This is a genomic window from Micromonospora inositola (assembly GCF_900090285.1).
Lineage (GTDB): Bacteria > Actinomycetota > Actinomycetes > Mycobacteriales > Micromonosporaceae > Micromonospora > Micromonospora inositola.
On the sequence record NZ_LT607754.1, the window covers coordinates 4,759,354 to 4,776,815 of the forward strand.

General features: G+C 67.5%; 23 protein-coding genes. 8 read left to right on the forward strand and 15 right to left on the reverse strand.

What is annotated here, in order from left to right:
• The first annotated feature begins 8 nt into the window (after positions 1 to 8).
• Positions 9 to 158, forward strand: a complete 150-nt coding sequence (locus GA0070613_RS32245) for a hypothetical protein (protein ID WP_157746443.1) — start codon at positions 9 to 11, stop codon at positions 156 to 158.
• 49 nt (positions 159 to 207) lie between these two features.
• Here the strand turns inward: GA0070613_RS32245 and GA0070613_RS22640 are convergent, their stop codons facing one another.
• The 3 genes from GA0070613_RS22640 to GA0070613_RS22650 all read right to left on the reverse strand — a co-directional run bounded on the left by GA0070613_RS22640 (position 208) and on the right by GA0070613_RS22650 (position 2,224).
• Positions 208 to 612, reverse strand: a complete 405-nt coding sequence (locus GA0070613_RS22640; RefSeq protein WP_089014128.1) for a nitroreductase family deazaflavin-dependent oxidoreductase — start codon at positions 610 to 612, stop codon at positions 208 to 210.
• Positions 613 to 738: 126 nt separating this feature from the next.
• Entirely contained in the window at positions 739 to 1,482 is a 744-nt protein-coding gene (locus GA0070613_RS22645; RefSeq protein WP_089014129.1) for an SDR family NAD(P)-dependent oxidoreductase, read from the reverse strand.
• A gap of 184 nt (positions 1,483 to 1,666) precedes the next feature.
• Positions 1,667 to 2,224, reverse strand: a complete 558-nt coding sequence (locus tag GA0070613_RS22650) for a glyoxalase superfamily protein (protein ID WP_089014130.1) — start codon at positions 2,222 to 2,224, stop codon at positions 1,667 to 1,669.
• A gap of 205 nt (positions 2,225 to 2,429) precedes the next feature.
• Between GA0070613_RS22650 and GA0070613_RS22655 the strand changes: the two genes are divergently transcribed.
• A complete protein-coding gene (locus tag GA0070613_RS22655; RefSeq protein ID WP_231929377.1) occupies positions 2,430 to 3,281 on the forward strand; it encodes a hypothetical protein in 852 nt (283 codons plus the stop codon).
• 244 nt (positions 3,282 to 3,525) lie between these two features.
• On the opposite strand, the gene GA0070613_RS22660 is transcribed toward GA0070613_RS22655, so the two are convergent.
• The 5 genes from GA0070613_RS22660 to GA0070613_RS22685 form a co-directional block, all read right to left on the reverse strand.
• On the reverse strand, positions 3,526 to 4,698 hold the full coding sequence (locus GA0070613_RS22660; RefSeq protein WP_231929379.1) for an LCP family protein: 1,173 nt from the start codon (positions 4,696 to 4,698) through the stop codon (positions 3,526 to 3,528).
• A gap of 588 nt (positions 4,699 to 5,286) precedes the next feature.
• On the reverse strand, positions 5,287 to 6,486 hold the full coding sequence (locus GA0070613_RS22670; RefSeq protein WP_089014132.1) for an MFS transporter: 1,200 nt from the start codon (positions 6,484 to 6,486) through the stop codon (positions 5,287 to 5,289).
• 311 nt (positions 6,487 to 6,797) lie between these two features.
• Positions 6,798 to 7,124 carry a hypothetical protein gene (locus GA0070613_RS22675; RefSeq protein ID WP_089014133.1) on the reverse strand — a complete coding sequence of 109 codons (327 nt, stop codon included), beginning with the start codon at positions 7,122 to 7,124 and terminating at the stop codon, positions 6,798 to 6,800.
• A 516-nt stretch (positions 7,125 to 7,640) separates the two neighbouring features.
• A complete protein-coding gene (locus GA0070613_RS22680) occupies positions 7,641 to 8,159 on the reverse strand; it encodes a DinB family protein (RefSeq protein WP_089014134.1) in 519 nt (172 codons plus the stop codon).
• 212 nt (positions 8,160 to 8,371) lie between these two features.
• Positions 8,372 to 8,821 carry an iron chaperone gene (locus GA0070613_RS22685; protein ID WP_089014135.1) on the reverse strand — a complete coding sequence of 150 codons (450 nt, stop codon included), beginning with the start codon at positions 8,819 to 8,821 and terminating at the stop codon, positions 8,372 to 8,374.
• A gap of 324 nt (positions 8,822 to 9,145) precedes the next feature.
• Here GA0070613_RS22685 and GA0070613_RS22690 point away from each other — a divergent pair, with 324 nt between their 5' ends.
• Both GA0070613_RS22690 and GA0070613_RS22695 read left to right on the forward strand, forming a co-directional pair.
• Positions 9,146 to 9,418 (forward strand): PadR family transcriptional regulator, encoded by a 273-nt coding sequence (locus tag GA0070613_RS22690; protein WP_231929381.1) that lies wholly within the window; start codon positions 9,146 to 9,148, stop codon positions 9,416 to 9,418.
• 29 nt (positions 9,419 to 9,447) lie between these two features.
• Positions 9,448 to 10,326 carry a hypothetical protein gene (locus GA0070613_RS22695; RefSeq protein WP_157746445.1) on the forward strand — a complete coding sequence of 293 codons (879 nt, stop codon included), beginning with the start codon at positions 9,448 to 9,450 and terminating at the stop codon, positions 10,324 to 10,326.
• A 116-nt stretch (positions 10,327 to 10,442) separates the two neighbouring features.
• Here the strand turns inward: GA0070613_RS22695 and GA0070613_RS22700 are convergent, their stop codons facing one another.
• On the reverse strand, positions 10,443 to 10,682 hold the full coding sequence (locus GA0070613_RS22700; protein WP_089014138.1) for a hypothetical protein: 240 nt from the start codon (positions 10,680 to 10,682) through the stop codon (positions 10,443 to 10,445).
• A gap of 61 nt (positions 10,683 to 10,743) precedes the next feature.
• Positions 10,744 to 11,046 carry a hypothetical protein gene (locus GA0070613_RS22705; protein WP_089014139.1) on the reverse strand — a complete coding sequence of 101 codons (303 nt, stop codon included), beginning with the start codon at positions 11,044 to 11,046 and terminating at the stop codon, positions 10,744 to 10,746.
• A gap of 247 nt (positions 11,047 to 11,293) precedes the next feature.
• Between GA0070613_RS22705 and GA0070613_RS22710 the strand changes: the two genes are divergently transcribed.
• From GA0070613_RS22710 to GA0070613_RS32260, 3 genes are all read left to right on the forward strand, one after another.
• Positions 11,294 to 11,974, forward strand: coding sequence for a GNAT family N-acetyltransferase (locus tag GA0070613_RS22710; protein ID WP_231929383.1), 681 nt, complete (start codon positions 11,294 to 11,296; stop codon positions 11,972 to 11,974).
• Positions 11,975 to 12,172: 198 nt separating this feature from the next.
• A complete protein-coding gene (locus GA0070613_RS32255; RefSeq protein WP_157746446.1) occupies positions 12,173 to 12,721 on the forward strand; it encodes a hypothetical protein in 549 nt (182 codons plus the stop codon).
• Positions 12,722 to 12,853: 132 nt separating this feature from the next.
• Complete coding sequence (locus GA0070613_RS32260) at positions 12,854 to 13,018, forward strand: hypothetical protein (protein WP_157746447.1); 165 nt, start codon at positions 12,854 to 12,856, stop codon at positions 13,016 to 13,018.
• 48 nt (positions 13,019 to 13,066) lie between these two features.
• Here GA0070613_RS32260 and GA0070613_RS22715 read toward each other — a convergent pair whose 3' ends face one another.
• The 3 genes from GA0070613_RS22715 to GA0070613_RS32265 form a co-directional block, all read right to left on the reverse strand.
• Positions 13,067 to 13,843, reverse strand: coding sequence for a DUF2871 domain-containing protein (locus tag GA0070613_RS22715; protein WP_197698954.1), 777 nt, complete (start codon positions 13,841 to 13,843; stop codon positions 13,067 to 13,069).
• Positions 13,844 to 13,860: 17 nt separating this feature from the next.
• Positions 13,861 to 14,043 carry a hypothetical protein gene (locus tag GA0070613_RS33635; protein ID WP_231929384.1) on the reverse strand — a complete coding sequence of 61 codons (183 nt, stop codon included), beginning with the start codon at positions 14,041 to 14,043 and terminating at the stop codon, positions 13,861 to 13,863.
• Positions 14,044 to 15,121: 1,078 nt separating this feature from the next.
• Positions 15,122 to 15,400: a hypothetical protein gene (locus GA0070613_RS32265; RefSeq protein WP_157746448.1), complete on the reverse strand. Its 279-nt coding sequence runs from the start codon at positions 15,398 to 15,400 to the stop codon at positions 15,122 to 15,124.
• A gap of 12 nt (positions 15,401 to 15,412) precedes the next feature.
• Between GA0070613_RS32265 and GA0070613_RS32270 the strand changes: the two genes are divergently transcribed.
• Complete coding sequence (locus GA0070613_RS32270) at positions 15,413 to 15,571, forward strand: hypothetical protein (protein ID WP_157746449.1); 159 nt, start codon at positions 15,413 to 15,415, stop codon at positions 15,569 to 15,571.
• Between the two features lie 145 nt (positions 15,572 to 15,716).
• Here GA0070613_RS32270 and GA0070613_RS34055 read toward each other — a convergent pair whose 3' ends face one another.
• Together GA0070613_RS34055 and GA0070613_RS22735 are read right to left on the reverse strand one after the other, a co-directional pair.
• Positions 15,717 to 16,280 carry a sugar O-acetyltransferase gene (locus GA0070613_RS34055; RefSeq protein ID WP_269459006.1) on the reverse strand — a complete coding sequence of 188 codons (564 nt, stop codon included), beginning with the start codon at positions 16,278 to 16,280 and terminating at the stop codon, positions 15,717 to 15,719.
• 159 nt (positions 16,281 to 16,439) lie between these two features.
• On the reverse strand, positions 16,440 to 17,105 hold the full coding sequence (locus GA0070613_RS22735; protein WP_157746450.1) for a hypothetical protein: 666 nt from the start codon (positions 17,103 to 17,105) through the stop codon (positions 16,440 to 16,442).
• Positions 17,106 to 17,462: the final 357 nt, after the last annotated feature.

Here is a 17,462-nt window from a genome sequence, read left to right on the forward strand (position 1 = left end):
ACATCGAGGTGCGGGATCTGAAGATCGATACGAACCGCGCGTCCAGCTCCAGCCGCGAGACCTTCCGAATCATCGGCATGTTCTTCCTGATCGGTGGCACCGTGCTGGTAGGCGTCAATGTGCTGTTGGGGTTCATCGGCCGGCTGGGATCCCGGTAACGCACGCTTCTGCCGCAGTGCGGGCGTGCAAACCGTCGGGCAGCATGCGTTAGCGCCTTTGCAGTACAACCACGGGGATCTGGCGGGTGGTCTTCCGCGCGTACCCGTCGTAGCCCTTGTACATGTCGGCCATCTGCCGCCACAGGCGCTCGCGGTCCTCGCCAGCGGTCTCGACGGCGGTGACCAGGTACGTCTGCCGGCCGATCTGTACGGAGGCGTCCGGCTGCGAGCGCAGATTGAGCCACCAGGCGGGGTGCCTGGCGCTGCCGCCGTTGGACGCGATGATCACCCATCGGTCGCCGTCGGTCTGGTACATCAACGGTACCGTCCACGACCGCCCCGACTTGCGCCCGGTCGTGGTCAGCAACAGCACCGGTGCGCCGAACATCTTGCCGCCGAGCTTCCCGCCGCTGCGCCGGTACAGCCACACGGCCGTACGCAGAAACCCTCGCATGAGCGCTCTACCGAATCCGCCAGACCGTTTCGCCATGGTCACTATCTACCAGACCAGGGGGTCGGTGGATAGCCGGCCAAGGTCGCCAGATGAGCGCTCATAGCCGCGATGGGTGCTCGGTTCCGGTCAGGTGGCTTCGGGGTCGAGGCCGTTGGCTGCTCGTCCGCCGTCAACGGCAAGGACGACGCCGTTGACGAATCCGGCGGCGGGAGACAACAAGAAGGCGACGGCGTCTGCCACCTCGCTCGGGTCGCCCACTCTGCCCAGCGGATGCAGTGCGGCCATCTGGACGTCCACTTCGGGGTGCTGGGCACGGTACTGCTCGAACCGGTCGGTGGCGATGGAGCCCAGCGCGACGGCGTTGGTGCGGATGCCGGCCGACCCGTGATCCACGGCCACTGCGCGGGTCAAGCCCTCGACCGCCGCCTTCGCGGTCGCGTAGGGCAGTGCTCCGCGGACAGGGCGCTGCGCCTGGTGGGAGGAGACGTTGACGATGGCGCCGTCGCGTTCGCGCGCCAAGAAGTGGTTGACCGCAGTGTGGCAGCCGGTGAGGGCCAGGGCCAGGTTCGCGGTCACGAGGTCCAGGATCTGGGCGGCCGAGGCGTCGCCGAGACCGGCGTCGCGGAAGATCGCGGCGTTGTTGACCCAGCCGAGCAGCGGGCCCGTGGCCTCGGCGGTCGCGGCCGCTCGCTGGGCCGTCTCAGGATCGCGGGCGTCGCCGGTGACCAGCACGATGCGTTCGTGTTGCCAGGCAAGTTGACCGGTGACATCCAGCACGACGACCTGACCGTCGCGAGCCAGGCGTTCGGTGATGGCCCGACCGACGCCTCGAGCGCCCCCGGTGACCACGAACGACGGTCGAGTCGGCATGGCGGCGTGACCTCCTGCTCGCGCTCCAGTTCCGGAGGATGTCTCCGCCCTGCAGCGATACCAGATCTTCGTCGTGGTCGACAACGAGAGACCCGTAGGCGTGCTTGGCGCTCTCGTGCGAGACAGCGACCTCGCCGCTGGTCGCGCGACTTTGTCGAGAAGAGGCGTCATAGCCTCCTGATCTCTAGTGCTCCCCGGCTGCCGAAGGCTGGGCGAATCGCAGCACGTTGCCGTAAGGGTCGATGACCTCGAGCGTCGGGCCGCCGGGAGCGTCCTCGTCGATGCCCGGGCGGACCGGCGCGTTCGGTCTGGTAAGCAACTCCTTGTGTAGGCCGAACACGTCAGTGACAGGGAACCAGACCACACCGTGTGGGCTGCCGTCGCCGTGGTGCTCGGACAAGTGCAGTACGGCCTGCGATCGGGACACTTGTACGTACAGGGGTAGGCCGGGCTCGAATCGGTGCTCCCAGTCCGGCTTGAAGCCGAGGTAGTCGACATAGAACGGCAGCGCAACCTCGACGGACATCACCCGGAGTACCGGCACGCCTGGTCGGATCTCCGGCGAGGCTGAGCGTCTGGGGCGGCCCACCGCCGCGGCCAGCACGTTCCAGTCCTTGGCGTTGAACTGGTGGGCGATGAGTTCCAGCGCGAGGCTGTGCGGGATGTTGAACCCGGCTACGGCAAGGTCATCTCGCAGGAGCTTGGCAAGCTTCTTGGCATGCTCTGTGCTGGGGAGCGTCATTGCGTCGGCCTTTCACACGGCCCGTCCTGCCGATGCTCGCGTTGTCGGCTAGCGCCGCGGTTAGAGAGCCGATGCTCGGCAACCATCCAGTGCATTCACCCAACCCTGAAGGGGCGCGAGCGGCCGGCTGCACCGAGCCAGTCACGATGGTAGCCAGCCTGGCGTTCGATACACCACCGTTCATGAGACGGTCCGTCGTTTCAACATGGGCGGCGGTGGCATCCGCTATGCCGCGAACAGCGCGTTCGTCGGCCGCAGCACGGCGGGCGGCGCCGTCCGTGCGGCCGCGCGAACCACTTCGAGCAGTCAGCGACCGCCGATCCCTGGCACCCTTTCATGGCCGGCGCCCGGCGCGCCGCGCGCTAATCTGCCGCGCATGGTCTACCGCGTCGGGGACGTGCTGCGTATCTCCTGCCCGTTCACGCCAACGGTTGTCACCGGCGTCGACGAGGCGCACGTCAGCGTCCGCTGGCCCTGGTGGGAGATCGACCCGGACGCGGCGGGCTCGCGCTGGAACGGCGAGGCGGCCCTGGGCCGCGCTGATCCGGACGAGCTGTACGCGACCGACCCGCCCACCCTCCGCCTCGCACCCGGCGATACCTGCCGGGTCGGTATCCCGGCGCGGATCATCCACGTCATCGAGGTTCACGGGTACGACCCGCCGCAGGAGACGGGCTGGCTGCCCCGCCCGAGCCTGAGCCTGCTCGTTCTGCGCGCCGGTGAGGCTCCGGACGCGGCATCGGAGTTCCAGGGCACGAGCATCGAGCCCGGCGGCGGTGTTCCGTTCACGCTCGAACTGGTCTTCCGGCCGTACGCCTTCCTGGAGGCCGGCGACGACGTCGCCGACGCCGACGGTGGTGCGTGGCGCTTCGACGGTCCATGGACCTGGGCCGCTTACGACAGCGCGGGCGGCGTGCCGGCCTGGCCCCTGACCCTACTGACCGGCGGAGCGGATCTGGCGGCGGTCGCGGCCGCGACCGCTACCGGTTCACACGAAGCCGAAGTCACCCGCTGGCGCCGAGCGGCCGGCTTGCAATACGAGGCCCAGCCCCGCTGAGCAGGCCTCGGCGCCCAGAGCTACCGGCTGCCGGCCCAAGTATCCGGATCTGCCGCGATCAGGGCGCTGAGATGTCGCAGATCAGTTGGCGGACGACTGTCGGACATCAGTCGACGGAGAACAGGCATCGACCGCGTCGCATTGCCGAATTCCGCTCTATCAGATCAAGCCGTCCGGCAGGTGCCGGCCGGGCGCGACCGCTACCGGGTGCTGGTCGCCGGCTGACGCCGCCGCGCGGGCCGGGCTAGTTCGCCGGGGTCGGGCCGGACGGGGCGACCCAGTCCGGGTGGGCCTGGACGAAGGAGGCGACGTTGTTGTCCCGGACCGCCCGCAGCAGTTCCAGGCTGGTCGGGCTGAGGATCTCGGCGCTGCCCACCCCGGGGACCGTACGGCTGTTGAAGGTGCCGTTGTTGGTCTTGATGGTGCTGATCGCGTCGGGGTCGATCCCCCGCATGGCGAAGGCCCAGTCCTCCAGCGGGATGCCGCCGTCGTCCACCGTCATCGTCTTGCCGACCGCCGTCAGGAGGCCGGGCAGCTTGGTCGGCGAGTTGAGCCCGTCGGTCATCACCTGGTGCAGCACCGCCTTGAGGAACTGCTGCTGGTGGCGCTGCCGGCCGTAGTCGTAGTCGTGGTTGGCCAGCAGGTCCCGCTGCCGGACGAAGTCCAGCGCCTGCGACGGGTTCAGACAGTGGTTGCCCTTGGTGTAGATGTTCGGCGTGACCCCGGCGATGCGGTGATTCACCGTGCCGTCGGGATTGATCTTGTACGGGGCCGCCGTGCGCCCGGTCGCGTCGTCCTTGCCCAGGTGGATGGAGGTGGTGGTCTCGTCGACATACATGCAGACCTTGCCGAGTACCTGGACGATCTGCTTGAACCCCTGGAAGTCGATGATCGCGCCGGCGTCCGGGGTGATCCCGGTGAGGTCGCGCACGGTCAGGGCGAGCAGCTCGAAGCCGTGCGACAGCGCCGCCGGGCCGGTGAGGCCGCGGCTGCCGAAGGCGAAGGCTGCGTTGATCTTGTTCTTCCCGCCGTGGAACGGCGTCGCGCCGTTGTCGTACGCGGGGATGGTGACCAGCGAGTCGCGCGGCAGCGAGACCAGGTACGCCTGGCGGTGGTCGGCCGGGATGTGCACCAGCATGATCGAGTCGGAGCGGGTGAGCTGGCTGGAGTCCTGGTGCGGGCGGGTGTCGATCCCGACCAGCAGGATGTTCTTCGCTCCCGTGATGGTGCGGTGCTGCCGAGGGGCGGCGGCCTTGCCGATCAGGCTCTGCCGGGTGACCTTGCTGGTCGCGGCGTGCAGCACGAACTGGCTGCCGCCGAGCGCCACGCCGCTGAACATCATCAGCGTCGCGCCGACCGCCACGCACCACCGGGTCCAGCGCGGCGACGGCCGGCGGGCCGGGCGTGCGGGCGGCACCGGGTCCTTCTGTGTGCGGTTGTCGGAACGCACGGTGGCGTGCGGCACAGATGCCCCTTCCGGACGGGAAGCCAAGCGGGCCCAGGGTATGCGCTCGACGGGCCGATCGTCAGGCCCGGGACTGTGAATCGGCTGGGAGAGGCCCCCATCGCCCACCCGGAATCCGCGGCGGCGCCGCCACCTGGCTGGGTACGGCGGTACTTGTCCGGGCACCGGATCCGGACAAGGCACGCGCCGTGCTGACGCCGGACCGGTACGCCGACATCGAGGTGCACAACTGGCAGTTTGGCGGGCGGCCGTCATGACCCGATGCTGGCTGTGGAGTCGGTCCAGCGTGTCGAGAGGCGTGGATGCGGCAGGCGGGGCATGCCCGGTGTGTCTGGTTCGTCGATGCCTGTCAGCCTCACTGGGGCCAAGATCGAAGGTCCCCAAGATCAACGGCGCTCATCTGGCATCCGCCAACCGCGCGCGTTCGGCGCCGCACTGTCGTGCCGAGAAGGGTGCGTCGAATGGCCATGCGTTGCGGTCGTCCGGGCGCTCGTCTCGGGATCCTGTGCATCCCGAGACGGGCGCATTGGCCGCGACGGTTTATCTGAGCGGTACTGTCCGGACATCGGGCGTTGCGGCCAGGAGGAGCGCCGACACGGCCCCGAAAGCGGCGGCACCGACGAAGACCAAACCCGGTGATGCGTACGCCAGCGACCACCCGAACGCCGCGCCAGCCGCAAGCGGCACCGCGGTCTCCGCAACGGCACCGATTCCGGTCAGCGCACCCTGCACGGTCCCCTGCTCGTCGGCTCGGACGCTGCGAGAGATCCACGACTGCGCGGCCGTACTGCCGACCGAGCCGAGCACGCCGACCGCCTGCAGGACGTGGAGCATCCACGGCACGGACACGAACGCCGTTCCTAGCAGCGCCGCGACGCCGAGCAGGCTGCCGGCCACCGCGGCACGCTTGTCGCCGAGCAGGCGGACGACCGGGCCGACGGCCCGGGCCTGGAAGACCGCGCCGGCGAGCGCGCCCGCCGCCATCACGACGCCGACGTGCGCGGTGCTCCAAGCAAACTGGTACGTAAGGAAGAACGTCCAGACCGACTGATGGGTCATGCGCGCGACGTCGGCGCAGAAGCGGGCGTACGCGAGCCGCCCGAGCACCGGCCGGCGCAGGACGACAGCGACGGCACCGACCGGGTTCGCCATCCGCAGGGTCAGCGGGATCCGGTCGCCGGGCCGCGACTCGGGCAGGACGAACCAGCCGTACGCGACGTTGGCGAAGGACAGCGCGGCCGCGGCGAAGAACGGCAGGCGTACGTCGACGGCGCCGAGCAGGCCGCCGATGGTCGGGCCGGCGACGAAGCCGAGCCCGAACGCGGAGCCGATCAGCCCGTACGCGCGAGCCCGCGACTCGGGTTCCGTGACGTCCGCGATGTACGCGTTGACCACGGTGTTCGTACCCGCGGACGCACCGGCGAGGGCGTGGAACAGCAAGAGTGTCCAAGGGCTGGGTGAGATCGCGTGGGCCAGCCAGTCGACGCCGAGGCAGGTCAGCGACGCGAGCAGGACGGGACGCCGGCCGTACCGGTCGGAGAGCCGTCCGAGCAGCGGCGAGACGACGAACTGCAGCAGCCCGTAGATCGAGCCGAGCAGGCCGGACCAGCGGACAGCGGCGGTGGCGTCCTCGGTGACGGCCGTCATCAGGGCCGGCACGATCGGCACGATCAGGCCGAGCCCGAGCATGTCGAGGAAGACGGTGACGAGGAGAAAGGAGAGGGCGGGCGCCCGGCGCATTGCGGCTCCTGAGTGTCGAGAGGGCAGGGCCCCCTCGCGACTCACGGTCCGCCGAAAGTACGGAGGATCAGATTATCTCCGCTGTCAAATCATTTCTCACCCTCGCACCGCGGGCATGCCCGCCGACAACGCATCGACCGTTATCGTGATGCGGCGATCGACGCGCTGCGGTGAACGGCCTCCGGTCGAGCCGTCCAGCCAAGAAGCGACATCCGGATCTGCCGCTGGTCGGGCGTTGGCAGCTCAGCGGGTGAGGCACATCCGGCCATGCCGAGATGAGTGCAGCGCCTGCAAACTTGTGTCGAAACGATTCATACTGCTGTCAGCCGTTTCGCGGCTATCCGCCGAATCCTTTTCGTTCGGCCATATTGCGCCAACTGCTCAAGGGTGCGGACCACGGTCGAGGTCTCCGCAAGCATGATCTGCAACCAGTCGGTCCAACCCGACAACGTCTCCTCACTCAGCTCCGACACGGCGCCCTGAGGTCGCAGGATGTCGACTTCTCGAGCGCGCCGGTATGCGTACTGCCGGTCTCTTTCACTGCGTGCCAGGCCGATCCATCGCTCGCGGTGAGGCGCATCCACCCACTCCACCATTTGCACCACAACGGCCGCGACTAAGGCGTCGTCCTGGTCCACGGAGACGGCAGTGGAGCAGTAGATGACAAGTCTCCACGGGTATCGCCCTTTGATAGAGCGGCCAGCGCTGGTGCTCGTCGCTCATGTCATCCGGCGGTGGCACATCGAGGCATCCGGCCAATAGCCGAAGAGACGTTTTCAGCGGGTCCCCGGCCGGCGGTGAGTTGGTTTCCCTGTCCCGGTGCACCGGCTGCTCCCTCGTGGCCGATTCGGATGCAAGCGTCTCAACGCCGGCCGGGACACGCGCAGTCAGGTTAGGTGCGGGCCGAGCCAACGGAGTCGAACCAGCTCATGCCCGTACGGCAACGTGAACTCGCTACGACGCACCCATCCCGCGTGTCCTGCCCCGCACGGCACAAGGACAGACGCAGCTTCGATCTGCAAGCGAGGCGATACATTCCCCACACTCAAATGCCGCGTAGCGCTCGTCACGCAAGGTAACCAGCTCACGGGTGCACGCATCCGGACGTGCCGAGAAGAGGATGCGGCTCGTGCAGTCAGGCGTAGCCGCAGAGATCATCCTCTCTCCTCGGGTCTTGCGTCGAGTTGCTCTCGAAGGATGTCGGCGTGGCCGGAGTGCCGCGCCAGCTCTCGGATCATGTGTACGTAGATGTAGCGCAGTGACACCCTGCCCAATCGGGGATGGGGCACGCTGTCGTCCAGCTCGAAATCCGCCGCAAGCCGCCTTGATTGCCCGCAGACATCCTCGTACTCCGCGACGATGTCGGCGATGGTTTCGCTCGGGTCAACCTCCCAACTGGCGTCGTCCCCCGTGGAGTTGCCTGCGATCTGCTCTCGCGGAAGCTGGGCCAGGCAGTGGAGAAACCAGTTTCGTTCAACTGCGGCAGCGTGTTTGACAATGCCGATGAGTGTGGTCAGCGACGGCACCAGGCGTCGCCGAGCGTCCTGCTCCGACAATCCCTGCAGCTTGCTGATGAGCTCCTCCCGGTAAGCGTCGAGGAATGCCTCGAGGACGTCACGCTCCGGGGCGGTGCTCACCCGTTCTTCGCTGTCGAGCGGTCGCTGCGCGGTCACAGCGGCACTCTAGACGTAGCGGCTGTGTACCTCCACCAAGCGTCGACGGATGCACGGATCTGCCGCTGTCAGTGCCCGTCCTTCACACGCGACTGCATGCGAGAAAGCGCTCAGAGATGTGGCAGGGAGGGTCGTGACGGCGGGTGCTGAGGCGGAGCCGTCCGCACCGCTAACCGAGAGCCACTCGTGCAACGCGGCGGTCAAGGCAACGGTCAGGAGACCGCAGCCTTGACCAGCTCGACGACCTTCTTCTCTACCACGGGGCTCCACTTCTGGAGCGCGTACGACACCGGCCACAGGTCCCCGTCGTCGAGGGTGGCCGTGTCCTGGAAGCCCAGGGTCGAGTACCGGTAGTTGAACTTGCCCGAGTCCTGGAAGAAGACGACGATCTTGCCGTCCGCGTTCGCGTAGGCGGGCATCCCGTACCAGGTCTTTGGCGACAGCTCGGGGGCGGTAGCGGTCACTGTCGCATGAACGCGCTCGGCGAGCGCACGATCTTCCGGCGCCATCTGCGCGATCCTGTCGAGGACCGCCTGCAGCTCGTCGGCCTTCTTGGCGCCCTTCTTGCCCTCGGCGCGCAGCTCGGCGGCGCGCTCCTTCATCGCGGCACGCTCCTCGGCGCTGAAGCCGTCGGACCCGGTCGTGGAATTCTTCGCGGACATTCTCGGGCTGCCTTTCGCCGTTCAAGGCTCGGCGAGATGCCGGCCATCTGGGAGAAGGCTAGGCCCGACGACACCCTGGCGCTTCTCGATTCCTGATCGGATCGGAGGCCAGACGAGGCGTTTGAGTAGCGCGCTCTTCACTGAGGGATCGTCCGGAAGCCGATGACAGGGCGTTCGTTCAGGCTGATGTACCGGAGCGGCTCGGGTCGCCCCCCGCGATGCGGCTTGACGTCGCTACTACGTCCTGCGATGCTACGCAGGACGTAGTAACTGGAGGAAAGTATGTCTGGGCTGTCTCAACTCGGTAGGTTCTCGGAGCCCGCGTTGCTCATCCTGGTCAGCCTTGCTGACGGGGCGAAGCACGGCTATGCGATGCAGGATGACATCGCCGCCCTTACCGACGAACGGCCAGGACCGGGCACCCTGTACGGCGCGATCCGCCGCCTAGAAGAGCAGGACTACATCGAGTCGTTGCCGGAGCAGGACCGCCGGAAGCCATACCAACTCACCGACAGAGGCCGGGCGGCGCTGCAGGCCGAGCTACAGCGCATGCGCACGGTCGCCAGCACCGGGCTGCGTCGGCTGGCGGTCGCCTGATGCCCGCGAACCGAAGCCGGTTGGTCCACGTGGTGCTCGCCCTCTACCCGAGACGCGTCCGCGACCGCTACGGCGCCGAAATCGCCGAGTTGCTCACCCACTCACCCACGCCGGGACGTGACCTCGCCGACGTGGCGTGGTGCGCCCTTGTCGACCGAGGAGCGTCACTGACCATGTCTCACGCTCGCCCACACCTGCTCAGACTGACGGGGCTGCTCGCCGCCCCGCTCGCGTTCGGAGTCGCGCTGGCGGCCCTGGCCAGCGTTGCTGTCGCCGTCCTCGGTTTGTTGGAAGGTTTCGGCTACCGGGTCGGGTACCGGCTCGCGGACGTTGTGATCGCCGCTTCCGTGGTGCCGGTCGCTGTGGGCACGGTATGGATGGCGCGCCGAACCGGGCGTAGGGAGCACATCGCCGCGCCGATATTCGTCGTACCCACGGCCCTGGCGCTGGGGATCGTCGCGGTGGCGAGCCTGCAATACATAGGCGAAGCCCTGGGCGAAACATGGTGGGCAACGCTGATGTCGTCGCTGTGCTGGTACGCCGCCACGTTCGCGCTTGCCACCGGCGGCGCCGCACTGATTCAGCGGGCAAGGACCGGCGCCGCCTGGATGGTCATGGCGCTGGGCGGCGTCGCCATCCTCGAACTCACCTGCACCGTGTACGTGCTGCTCGTACACCGTTCGTACGGACTGCCCTCGTCGTCCGCGTTCGGCGCCTACCCGGTAGTGATCACCGGAATCGACCCCGGGCTCGTCGGTGCCCCGGCGGGCCAGTTGGCCGAGGCGCTCAAAGGTCTGCCTGCCCTGCTCACGGTATGTACAGTGTTCACGCTCACGCTGGTCATCACGCGCGCAAAGCGACAGCACGCGACGCCGAAGTCAGCCTCAGCCGCACCCCGCACGTCGTGAATCGCGCCCAGCCAGCAGAGATCTCCACCCACCTCCGGACGCAGAGCAGACATCCGCTTCTGCCGCCGTACGTGCGCTGGGCCGCCAGTGGCGCAAAGGAATCCTGCTCTGCAAACTCATGCCGCCCGGAGCCAGCGGGTGTGGATGTCCTGGTAGCGGAGCGGATCGACGGCGGCCGGGTCATCGAGGAGTTTGACCAGTAGGGCACCGTCCGGGAGTCGGCGCGCCTGGGAAGCGATCTCGGGCAGCGGCGCCGGTGGCAGGTGGCGATCGGGGCCCAGGTAGGTCCACCAGCCGAGCTCAGCCGGCCAACCACCGGCCGGGTGGGAGGCGTCGTGGATGCCGAGATCCCACACCTGCTCGCACGACCACTCGTCGAGGACTCGGCCGGCGTCAGCGTTCAGGCGCTCGGCGACGTCAAGCCAACAAGCCGGTCAGTCGGGCATGCAACTCACGGAAGGTGTCGGCCTCGGGTGTCGGGCGGCGGTAACAAGAGGCGGCGTCCAACGCCCACACGAGAGTCCCTTCCTGCCAGTTCACGAAGACGCCGACGTCGCCGTTCGCCCAGAGCTTGCCATGCTCCGTGCCCGTCGCCATGGCGTCGAGTGCCGCCTGTGCGTCCTCGACCGTCCGCAGGTCGGCATCCGGGTTGGTGCACAGGTTGATCAGCCCATCGGGGCGTTGCGGGCGCAGGTCCCGGTCGGCTGCCAGGGCGTACAACTCGCGAAGAGCTGGCAACGATGGTCTGTGATCGCCCAATGCCGCGTCGCCCGCCAGAGTGAAAGACGAGGCCGCCTAGCCAGTCACGACGCGACACTGCGGAAGGCTCCCCCCGTTCGAAGCGAGCCAGTAGCAGAAAGAGCCACAGACCCCCGCGACGCGGAGACAGTAAGGCCCTGTCCACGGACGTCCGGATCTGCCGCTGTCCGGGCGCGCGCGATGCTGGCCATGGTGCACGGTCATGCCGATGAGCGGGCACGTCGTTCTGCCCGCCCGCGGAGCAAACCCGTTGCGAGTGGCCGGCATCGGATGTCTGGTTGATCGGCCACCAATCACGGGAGAGAACATGACGCGCATGTCGCTGCCCACCCCCACGCTGCACACCGCTCGCCTTCGACTGCGCCCCTTCGACGACGCCGACGCGAACGACCTCTTCGCGCTGCACAGCAGCGCCTACGTGCTGCGCTACTGGGACGCGCCGCCGTGGAGCGAACGCGTGCGCGCCGAGCGGTTCATCACGGCTTGCCGGCAGATGGCAGAGGGGGGCACCGGGGCGCGGCTGGCCGTGGATCGTGTCTCCGACGGGGCGTTCATCGGCTGGTGCAGCCTGAACCGGTGGAATCCGGACTACCGCAGCGCGTCGCTGGGCTACTGCTTCGACGATGCAGCGTGGGGCCACGGCTACGCGACGGAGGCCGCGCGCGTTTTGCTGCGGTGGGCATTCGACACGCTGGACCTGAATCGCGTGCAGGCTGAGACCGATACGCGCAACGTGGCATCTGCCCGCGTGCTGGAGAAGCTCGGCTTCGTGCGTGAAGGGACGTTGCGGGAAGACTGCGTCGTGAACGGCGAGGTCTCCGACTCGTGGGTCTACGGGCTGATCAGGCGGGAGTGGCGGCCGTCGTCCGAGCCGGTTCCCGCCCGCTGAGTCCTCGCTCCCTCGCGCGACGTCGCCCGGCATCCGGGCGCTTCGCTTCGCTGCGTCGAGGGGCCGGCACCGGGCACTCTCATGCCGCTGACGGGGCATGTCGCCAACCTATTTCGTGCCACCGTCAGTGCCGGTTGGGGTGGGCCTACGCGGGCCAGCGGACTTGGCCGGGCCGGTGGCTGGGGCATCATGACCGTCGTGACTCCGTTCGAAGAACTCCTCTATGCGCTGGAGGGCGCTGGGCTGTGGTCGGGTACCTCCGAAGATCAGAAGCGCGCGCTGATCCGGGCCTTGGATTCCGGCGAAGACGTGACGTGGACCGCTGGCGGCGCCTGGCGTGCGGATGGTGAGGATCTCGCCGATGGAGATGTCGAGGCGTGGTTGGGCAATATGGCGGGGCCGCTAAACGACTGTGGCGTTGAACTCCGAGTCGCTACTGTCTCCGGTCCCCTCGAAGTGGGCTCGGCCGGCTACTCAGTGCGGGTGAACGGAACGATGCTCAATCTCTACGCGTTCGCCGAGGACGAGCCCGGAGTTCCAGCAACCGAAGACCCATGGATGAACTGCTCTGTCGAGCCCGCCGCTGAGGTGAACCGCCTTCTCAAAGCGGCTGGAAGTAGCCGTCGTGTCGCCCTGTTCTGGCCGGGCAGTAATGACGGGTTCTCGGTGCTCGGCGAGCACAGCGTTCTTGGGCGAACCTGCCCAGGCGCCGTGGTCTCGGGCTCATGGGACTGCGTCATCCCATAGGAGATGCGATGTTGAGGCCAAGGCGGTGCCTCAGATGCCAGCAACCTCTCATGCCGCGGTCAGGGCGGCCGGGCTCAGCGCGTCGAAGTCTGCGGTTCACCGCTGTAGGCGCTGTGATCGCCGGCAGGTGACGTGGCGGGGCCGGTCTCGGTCGCCAGCGGTGGTCGAAGTTCAGGTGGTCACAGCGGGACCGCATTCACTGGCGCGGTCGCCGCCGCGCTCGGCGACCGCGAACCCGCGGACCTCGCGCAGGTGCTGGTCGCCCGGGAGATGTTCGGCCGCTGGCTCACCCCGTAGACCATGCGCGACAGCTCACGTGTCTGACTGCCCGGAACGCTCGTTCGCCTACGCGACGCGACTGTCTTCGGCTGGCGCTGTTGGCCGGATGCCTCCCTGGCCCACCGCGTTTGCTGACTTCTGCTCGTTCGGCGATACGGCGCTCAGGTCTGCGGATCTGGGCACGCGCTTGCCGAGGTTGACGAAGAGCAGGATCAGACCGACGGTAAGCGCGATGTGGCCGAGCCCGGCGAGGCCCGCGATGGCGTCGCCGCTGTCACGGCCGTATACCGTCAGCGCCCCGTGGACGATCATGGCGGTGATCGTGACGGCGAGTCCGGCGTTGTAGACCCAGAAGAACCCGGCGAACAGCCGGCGGTTGGCGGTCAGCGTAAACAGCTTCTCCAGCGCCAGCACGATCAGGAAGAACAACATGCCAAGCGCGAGCAGGTGGGTGTGCACCAGAGCGAGTTGCGTGTCACCGCTGTAGTGCTCGATCTTCGTGATCTCGCGGTATGCCAGACCGCTGACCAGGCCGAGGATCATGTAGACGTGCGCTGCGACGTAGAGCTTTCTCACCGGCTCAGCATGCGCCCTGGCCACCGAGATGATCAAGGGCGAATCCGGAAACCCGCCATTAATACTGCAACGGCGGGTCGTAGCTTCGGCTGCTGATCGCTGGGCTGGTTGTTGTGGATGCGCAACTGGTCGGGTCGCAGGATGCCGGGTTGGCGGAGTTGCTTCCGGTTTGCGCGTCGGTTTGATCGGGTCGGGTCGATACCGGAGCTGCCTGAGCCGGATCACGGTGGCGCAGGTATCCGGTTCTGCCGCGAGGCGCTCGGTCATGCCGATGAGGCTGATCCTCAATCCTTGGCCGTGCCGCGGTGGTGGTGGCGCTCGGCGAGTTGCTTCAGGTTCAGTAGCTGACGTCGAGCCATGATCAGGTCGCCGACGGACAGCCCGAGGGCGACCCAGCGGGTGGTCTGCATGACGACCTTGAGCAGCAAGCGCGTGTCGTGCTCCTGGGGCACGAGGACGTAGGACATGAAGGCGCCCATGATGGTGCCCGTCAGCTGTTTCCCCGGGTCGACCGAGACGATCCTGCCCAGCTTCCGCCCGCCTGCAGTAGTGAATCCTTCTCCGACTTGCGGCTCGGGAAGGCCTACCAGCTCTTGAGGTGAAGGGCGGGCCAAGGTTGTCGATCCAGTCATAGGAGTATGGCGCAAGCCTCACTTGTGCGACCCAGGGCCACACCACGTCGGCAGACGCCTCGACGTGCACACCCCGCCACGCCTGCAGCACGGGCGAGACGACGAAGTCGTCGCACGGATAGCAGCGCAATATCTCGCTGTCGGTTACGCCCCACCGGTCACCGATCATGCATCCATCCTGCACCAACGCCCGGCATCCGGAACTGCCGCTGACCGCGCGCCTCTGACGGACCGTCGAGTCCGCCCCGCCGTCCGGCTGAGTAGTAACTCGGTGTAACAGCGACAGCCCATCGCGCGGGAACCCGTCACGCGTCAAGTGGAGTCGATGTGTCACCCATCAAGTGGAGCCCGACATCGCCGGCAGTCCGGTGTCGTACTCCGCTTGATGCGTTACGTCGTGGCTTCACTTGATGCGTGACACGATGCGCTGGCTCGTTGGCTACGCGCTGTGAACGCGGGGCGGCCGGAGAGGGTTGGCCCATCCGCTTCTGCCGAGATGAGTGCGTAGAGGAGTCGCTGGACGCATCGGGGGTAGTCCGAATCCATCCGCAATGCAGAACCGCGGATACTGCGACGTGCACGGTGTTGCCAGAATCGGCGGTATGGGTTTACGGGCGCGATGGTCAGCCATCGTCGATCGCTTGTCGTCCTCCTATGCCGAAGCGTATGCCGCAGGGTACGCGCGTGGGGTGTTCCGCAGAGCGAGCCGGCCTCGGGCGATCGCTGCTCTGGTCCAGGCCGCGGAAGGGATGTCGGCCAAGGGCGAGCACGCTATGGCGGAGGCCCTGTACCGCAAGGCGGCTGAAGCCGGAGACCACCGGGCCGTCGTGAAGCTGGTCAACTGGCCTGGTATCCGGGAGGACCGCGCTGCGATGGAGGCCGTGTATCGGGCGGCGATTACGGCCGGTGACGTTCAGTCGTGGGCGTCTTTGGCGGCGCTGCGCGCCCGGCAGGGCGACACGGCCGAAGCTCGGGTGGTGTTCACGGTGGCCATCGAGTCCGGCAGCGTCAACGCGTTGACGATGTATGCGCCTTCCTGCACAACCACGGCGAGCCCGGCGAGCTCAGTGAAGCGATCGAGCATCGCCGTCGCCAGGTGGCGGCCGGCGACACCGGTTCTCTGCCGATCCTCGGCGCGCTCTTGCTGACGGTGCCGCATCGACAGGTCGAAGCGGAGGCCGTGCTGCGTCAAGGTGCCGCGCTGTTGGAGAACCGTTGCCGATGCCTGCTCGCTGCGCTGCTGTTGGACCGGGGTGCAACCGGTGAAGCAGCTGAGCTGGTCCGGCGGGTACGCGCCACCGGTGACGACCTGGTACGTGGCTACGCCGAGCGGCTCGCGGAGGAGTACGAGTTGCCCTCGTAATCTCCCCGGACCAACAGCAGTACGCGCCGGGCGGCCCTCGCGACTGAACATCCGGATCTGCCGCCGACCGTGCGTCACGTTGAGTGACGGACGTGGCGGCGCTCGACGCGCGGTTCTGCCGATGTGCGTGGGTGAGCCGCCGGTTTCAGGTTGCAGTAGACGCTGGCTTCAGACGCTTGCGCTCGACAACGCTTGTTGCTGTCACCACACTCAGCGGCGGCACGTCCTTCGCGACAACGGCGCCCGCGCCGACGACCGAGCCCCGACCGATTGTCACTCCAGGGGTGATCGTGGCTGCGGCGCCGATCCACACATCATCCTCGATGACGATGGGCGCGTGCGTGATGAAGTCGTACCGTTCGTCGAGCTCGACGGGGTGTCCGGCCGTGCTCAGAGTCACTCGGGGACCGATCAGGACGCGGTCACCGATGGTGATGCCCCCGTAGTCGAGGAAGAAGCATCCCTGATTGATGAACACGCGCTCTCCGAACGATGCTCCAAGCCCGTAGTCGCAATAGAACGGGGGCAAGATGGACAGCGAGTCAGGGATGGGTCCACCGAAGATCTCGTTGAGCACCGTCCTGCGCGCGTCGAGGTCGTCAAACGGCAGCACGTTGAGGCGCGAGGTCAGGTTCATGACGAGCTGTACGCGCTCCGCGAAGGCTCGGGACTCGGGCGTCCGTGTTCGTAGGCGTTGCTCGTTGCGCACGAGGCGATCTTGGCACGGCGAGTCAGAGACTGCATGACGACCCACCGGCAGGGAATTCGTCACTCCGTGATCGTGGGCTCCTCATCGAACGTCCGGATCTGCCGCCGTGCGCGCGCACTGGGCCGCCGAAGGCATACACAGGGTGCTGCCCCGGGGAGCTCAGGCCGCCCTGAGCCAGCGGCCGTGGATGTCCTCGTAGCGCAGCGGGTCGACGGCGGCCGGGTCGTCCAGGAGGGTAACCAGCAGGGCGCCGTTCGGGAGTCGGCGCGTGCGAGCGGCGACCTCGGGCAGCCGTGGCGGTGGCAGACGGCCGTCGGGGCCGAGGTAGGTCCACCAGCCGAGCTCAGCCGGCCAACCACCGGCCGGGTGCAGCGCGTCGTGGATGCCCCATTCCCATATCTGATCACTCGACCATTCGTCGAGGACTCGACCGACGTCGGCGTTCAGACGCTGCGCGACATCAAGCCACAAGCCGGTCAGGCGGCCGTGCAGCTCGCGGAAGGTGTCCGCCTCGGACACCGAGCGGCGATAGCAGAAGCACGCGTCCAGCGCCCAGACCAGGCGCCCGTCTTCCCAGTTGACGAAGATGTCGATGTCGCCGTTCGTCCAGAACTGGCCGTGCTCCGTGCCCGTCGCCATTGCGGCGACCGCCGTGTCGGGATCCTCGACCGTGCGTAGGTCGGCGTCGGGATTGGTGAACAGGTTGATCAACCCATCGGGACGCTGCGGGCGCAGGTCCCGCTCAGCTGCCAGTGCATACAACTGGCGAAGAGCCGGCCCGGCCGCCACGGGTACCCGCACTTCCCAGATCCAGTCCGACCCCACGACCGCATAGTGCCGATCCGCCTCTGTCCGGGGCAAGCCGATTACAAGATCCGATCACTCATGCCGGCGCCCTCCGCTCCAAGAGCGGCACCGAACGGGCCCTACTGACCAACATCCTCATTTGCCGCGATCCGCTCGTCACATGGCGTAGCGGAGGTCGGCGGCGCTGGCATCCTGTCGTGCCGAGTTGAGTACGTTGGCCTGCCGGTCTTCGGTCGGGGTCAGTCGAGCTGCTCGAACTGGAGGTTGGCGTGCAGGACCTCTGACGTGTTCGCGATCTCGACGCCTTCCTGGGTAAAAGTCGAACGCGGCGTGCAGTACAACGTCGATGTACTGCGAATGGGCCGCACCGAACTC

Excerpts from the sequence above, each read along its gene's own strand:
- GA0070613_RS22640 (WP_089014128.1), bottom strand. The coding sequence starts at position 612 with ATGCGAGGGTTTCTGCGTACGGCCGTGTGGCTGTACCGGCGCAGCGGC.
- GA0070613_RS22645 (WP_089014129.1), bottom strand. The coding sequence starts at position 1,482 with ATGCCGACTCGACCGTCGTTCGTGGTCACCGGGGGCGCTCGAGGCGTC.
- GA0070613_RS22650 (WP_089014130.1), bottom strand. The coding sequence starts at position 2,224 with ATGACGCTCCCCAGCACAGAGCATGCCAAGAAGCTTGCCAAGCTCCTG.
- GA0070613_RS22655 (WP_231929377.1), top strand. The coding sequence starts at position 2,430 with ATGGGCGGCGGTGGCATCCGCTATGCCGCGAACAGCGCGTTCGTCGGC.
- GA0070613_RS22670 (WP_089014132.1), bottom strand. The coding sequence starts at position 6,486 with ATGCGCCGGGCGCCCGCCCTCTCCTTTCTCCTCGTCACCGTCTTCCTC.
- GA0070613_RS22685 (WP_089014135.1), bottom strand. The coding sequence starts at position 8,821 with ATGTCCGCGAAGAATTCCACGACCGGGTCCGACGGCTTCAGCGCCGAG.
- GA0070613_RS22710 (WP_231929383.1), top strand. The coding sequence starts at position 11,294 with ATGAGCGGGCACGTCGTTCTGCCCGCCCGCGGAGCAAACCCGTTGCGA.
- GA0070613_RS22715 (WP_197698954.1), bottom strand. The coding sequence starts at position 13,843 with ATGACCGAGCGCCTCGCGGCAGAACCGGATACCTGCGCCACCGTGATC.
- GA0070613_RS33635 (WP_231929384.1), bottom strand. The coding sequence starts at position 14,043 with ATGTCCTACGTCCTCGTGCCCCAGGAGCACGACACGCGCTTGCTGCTC.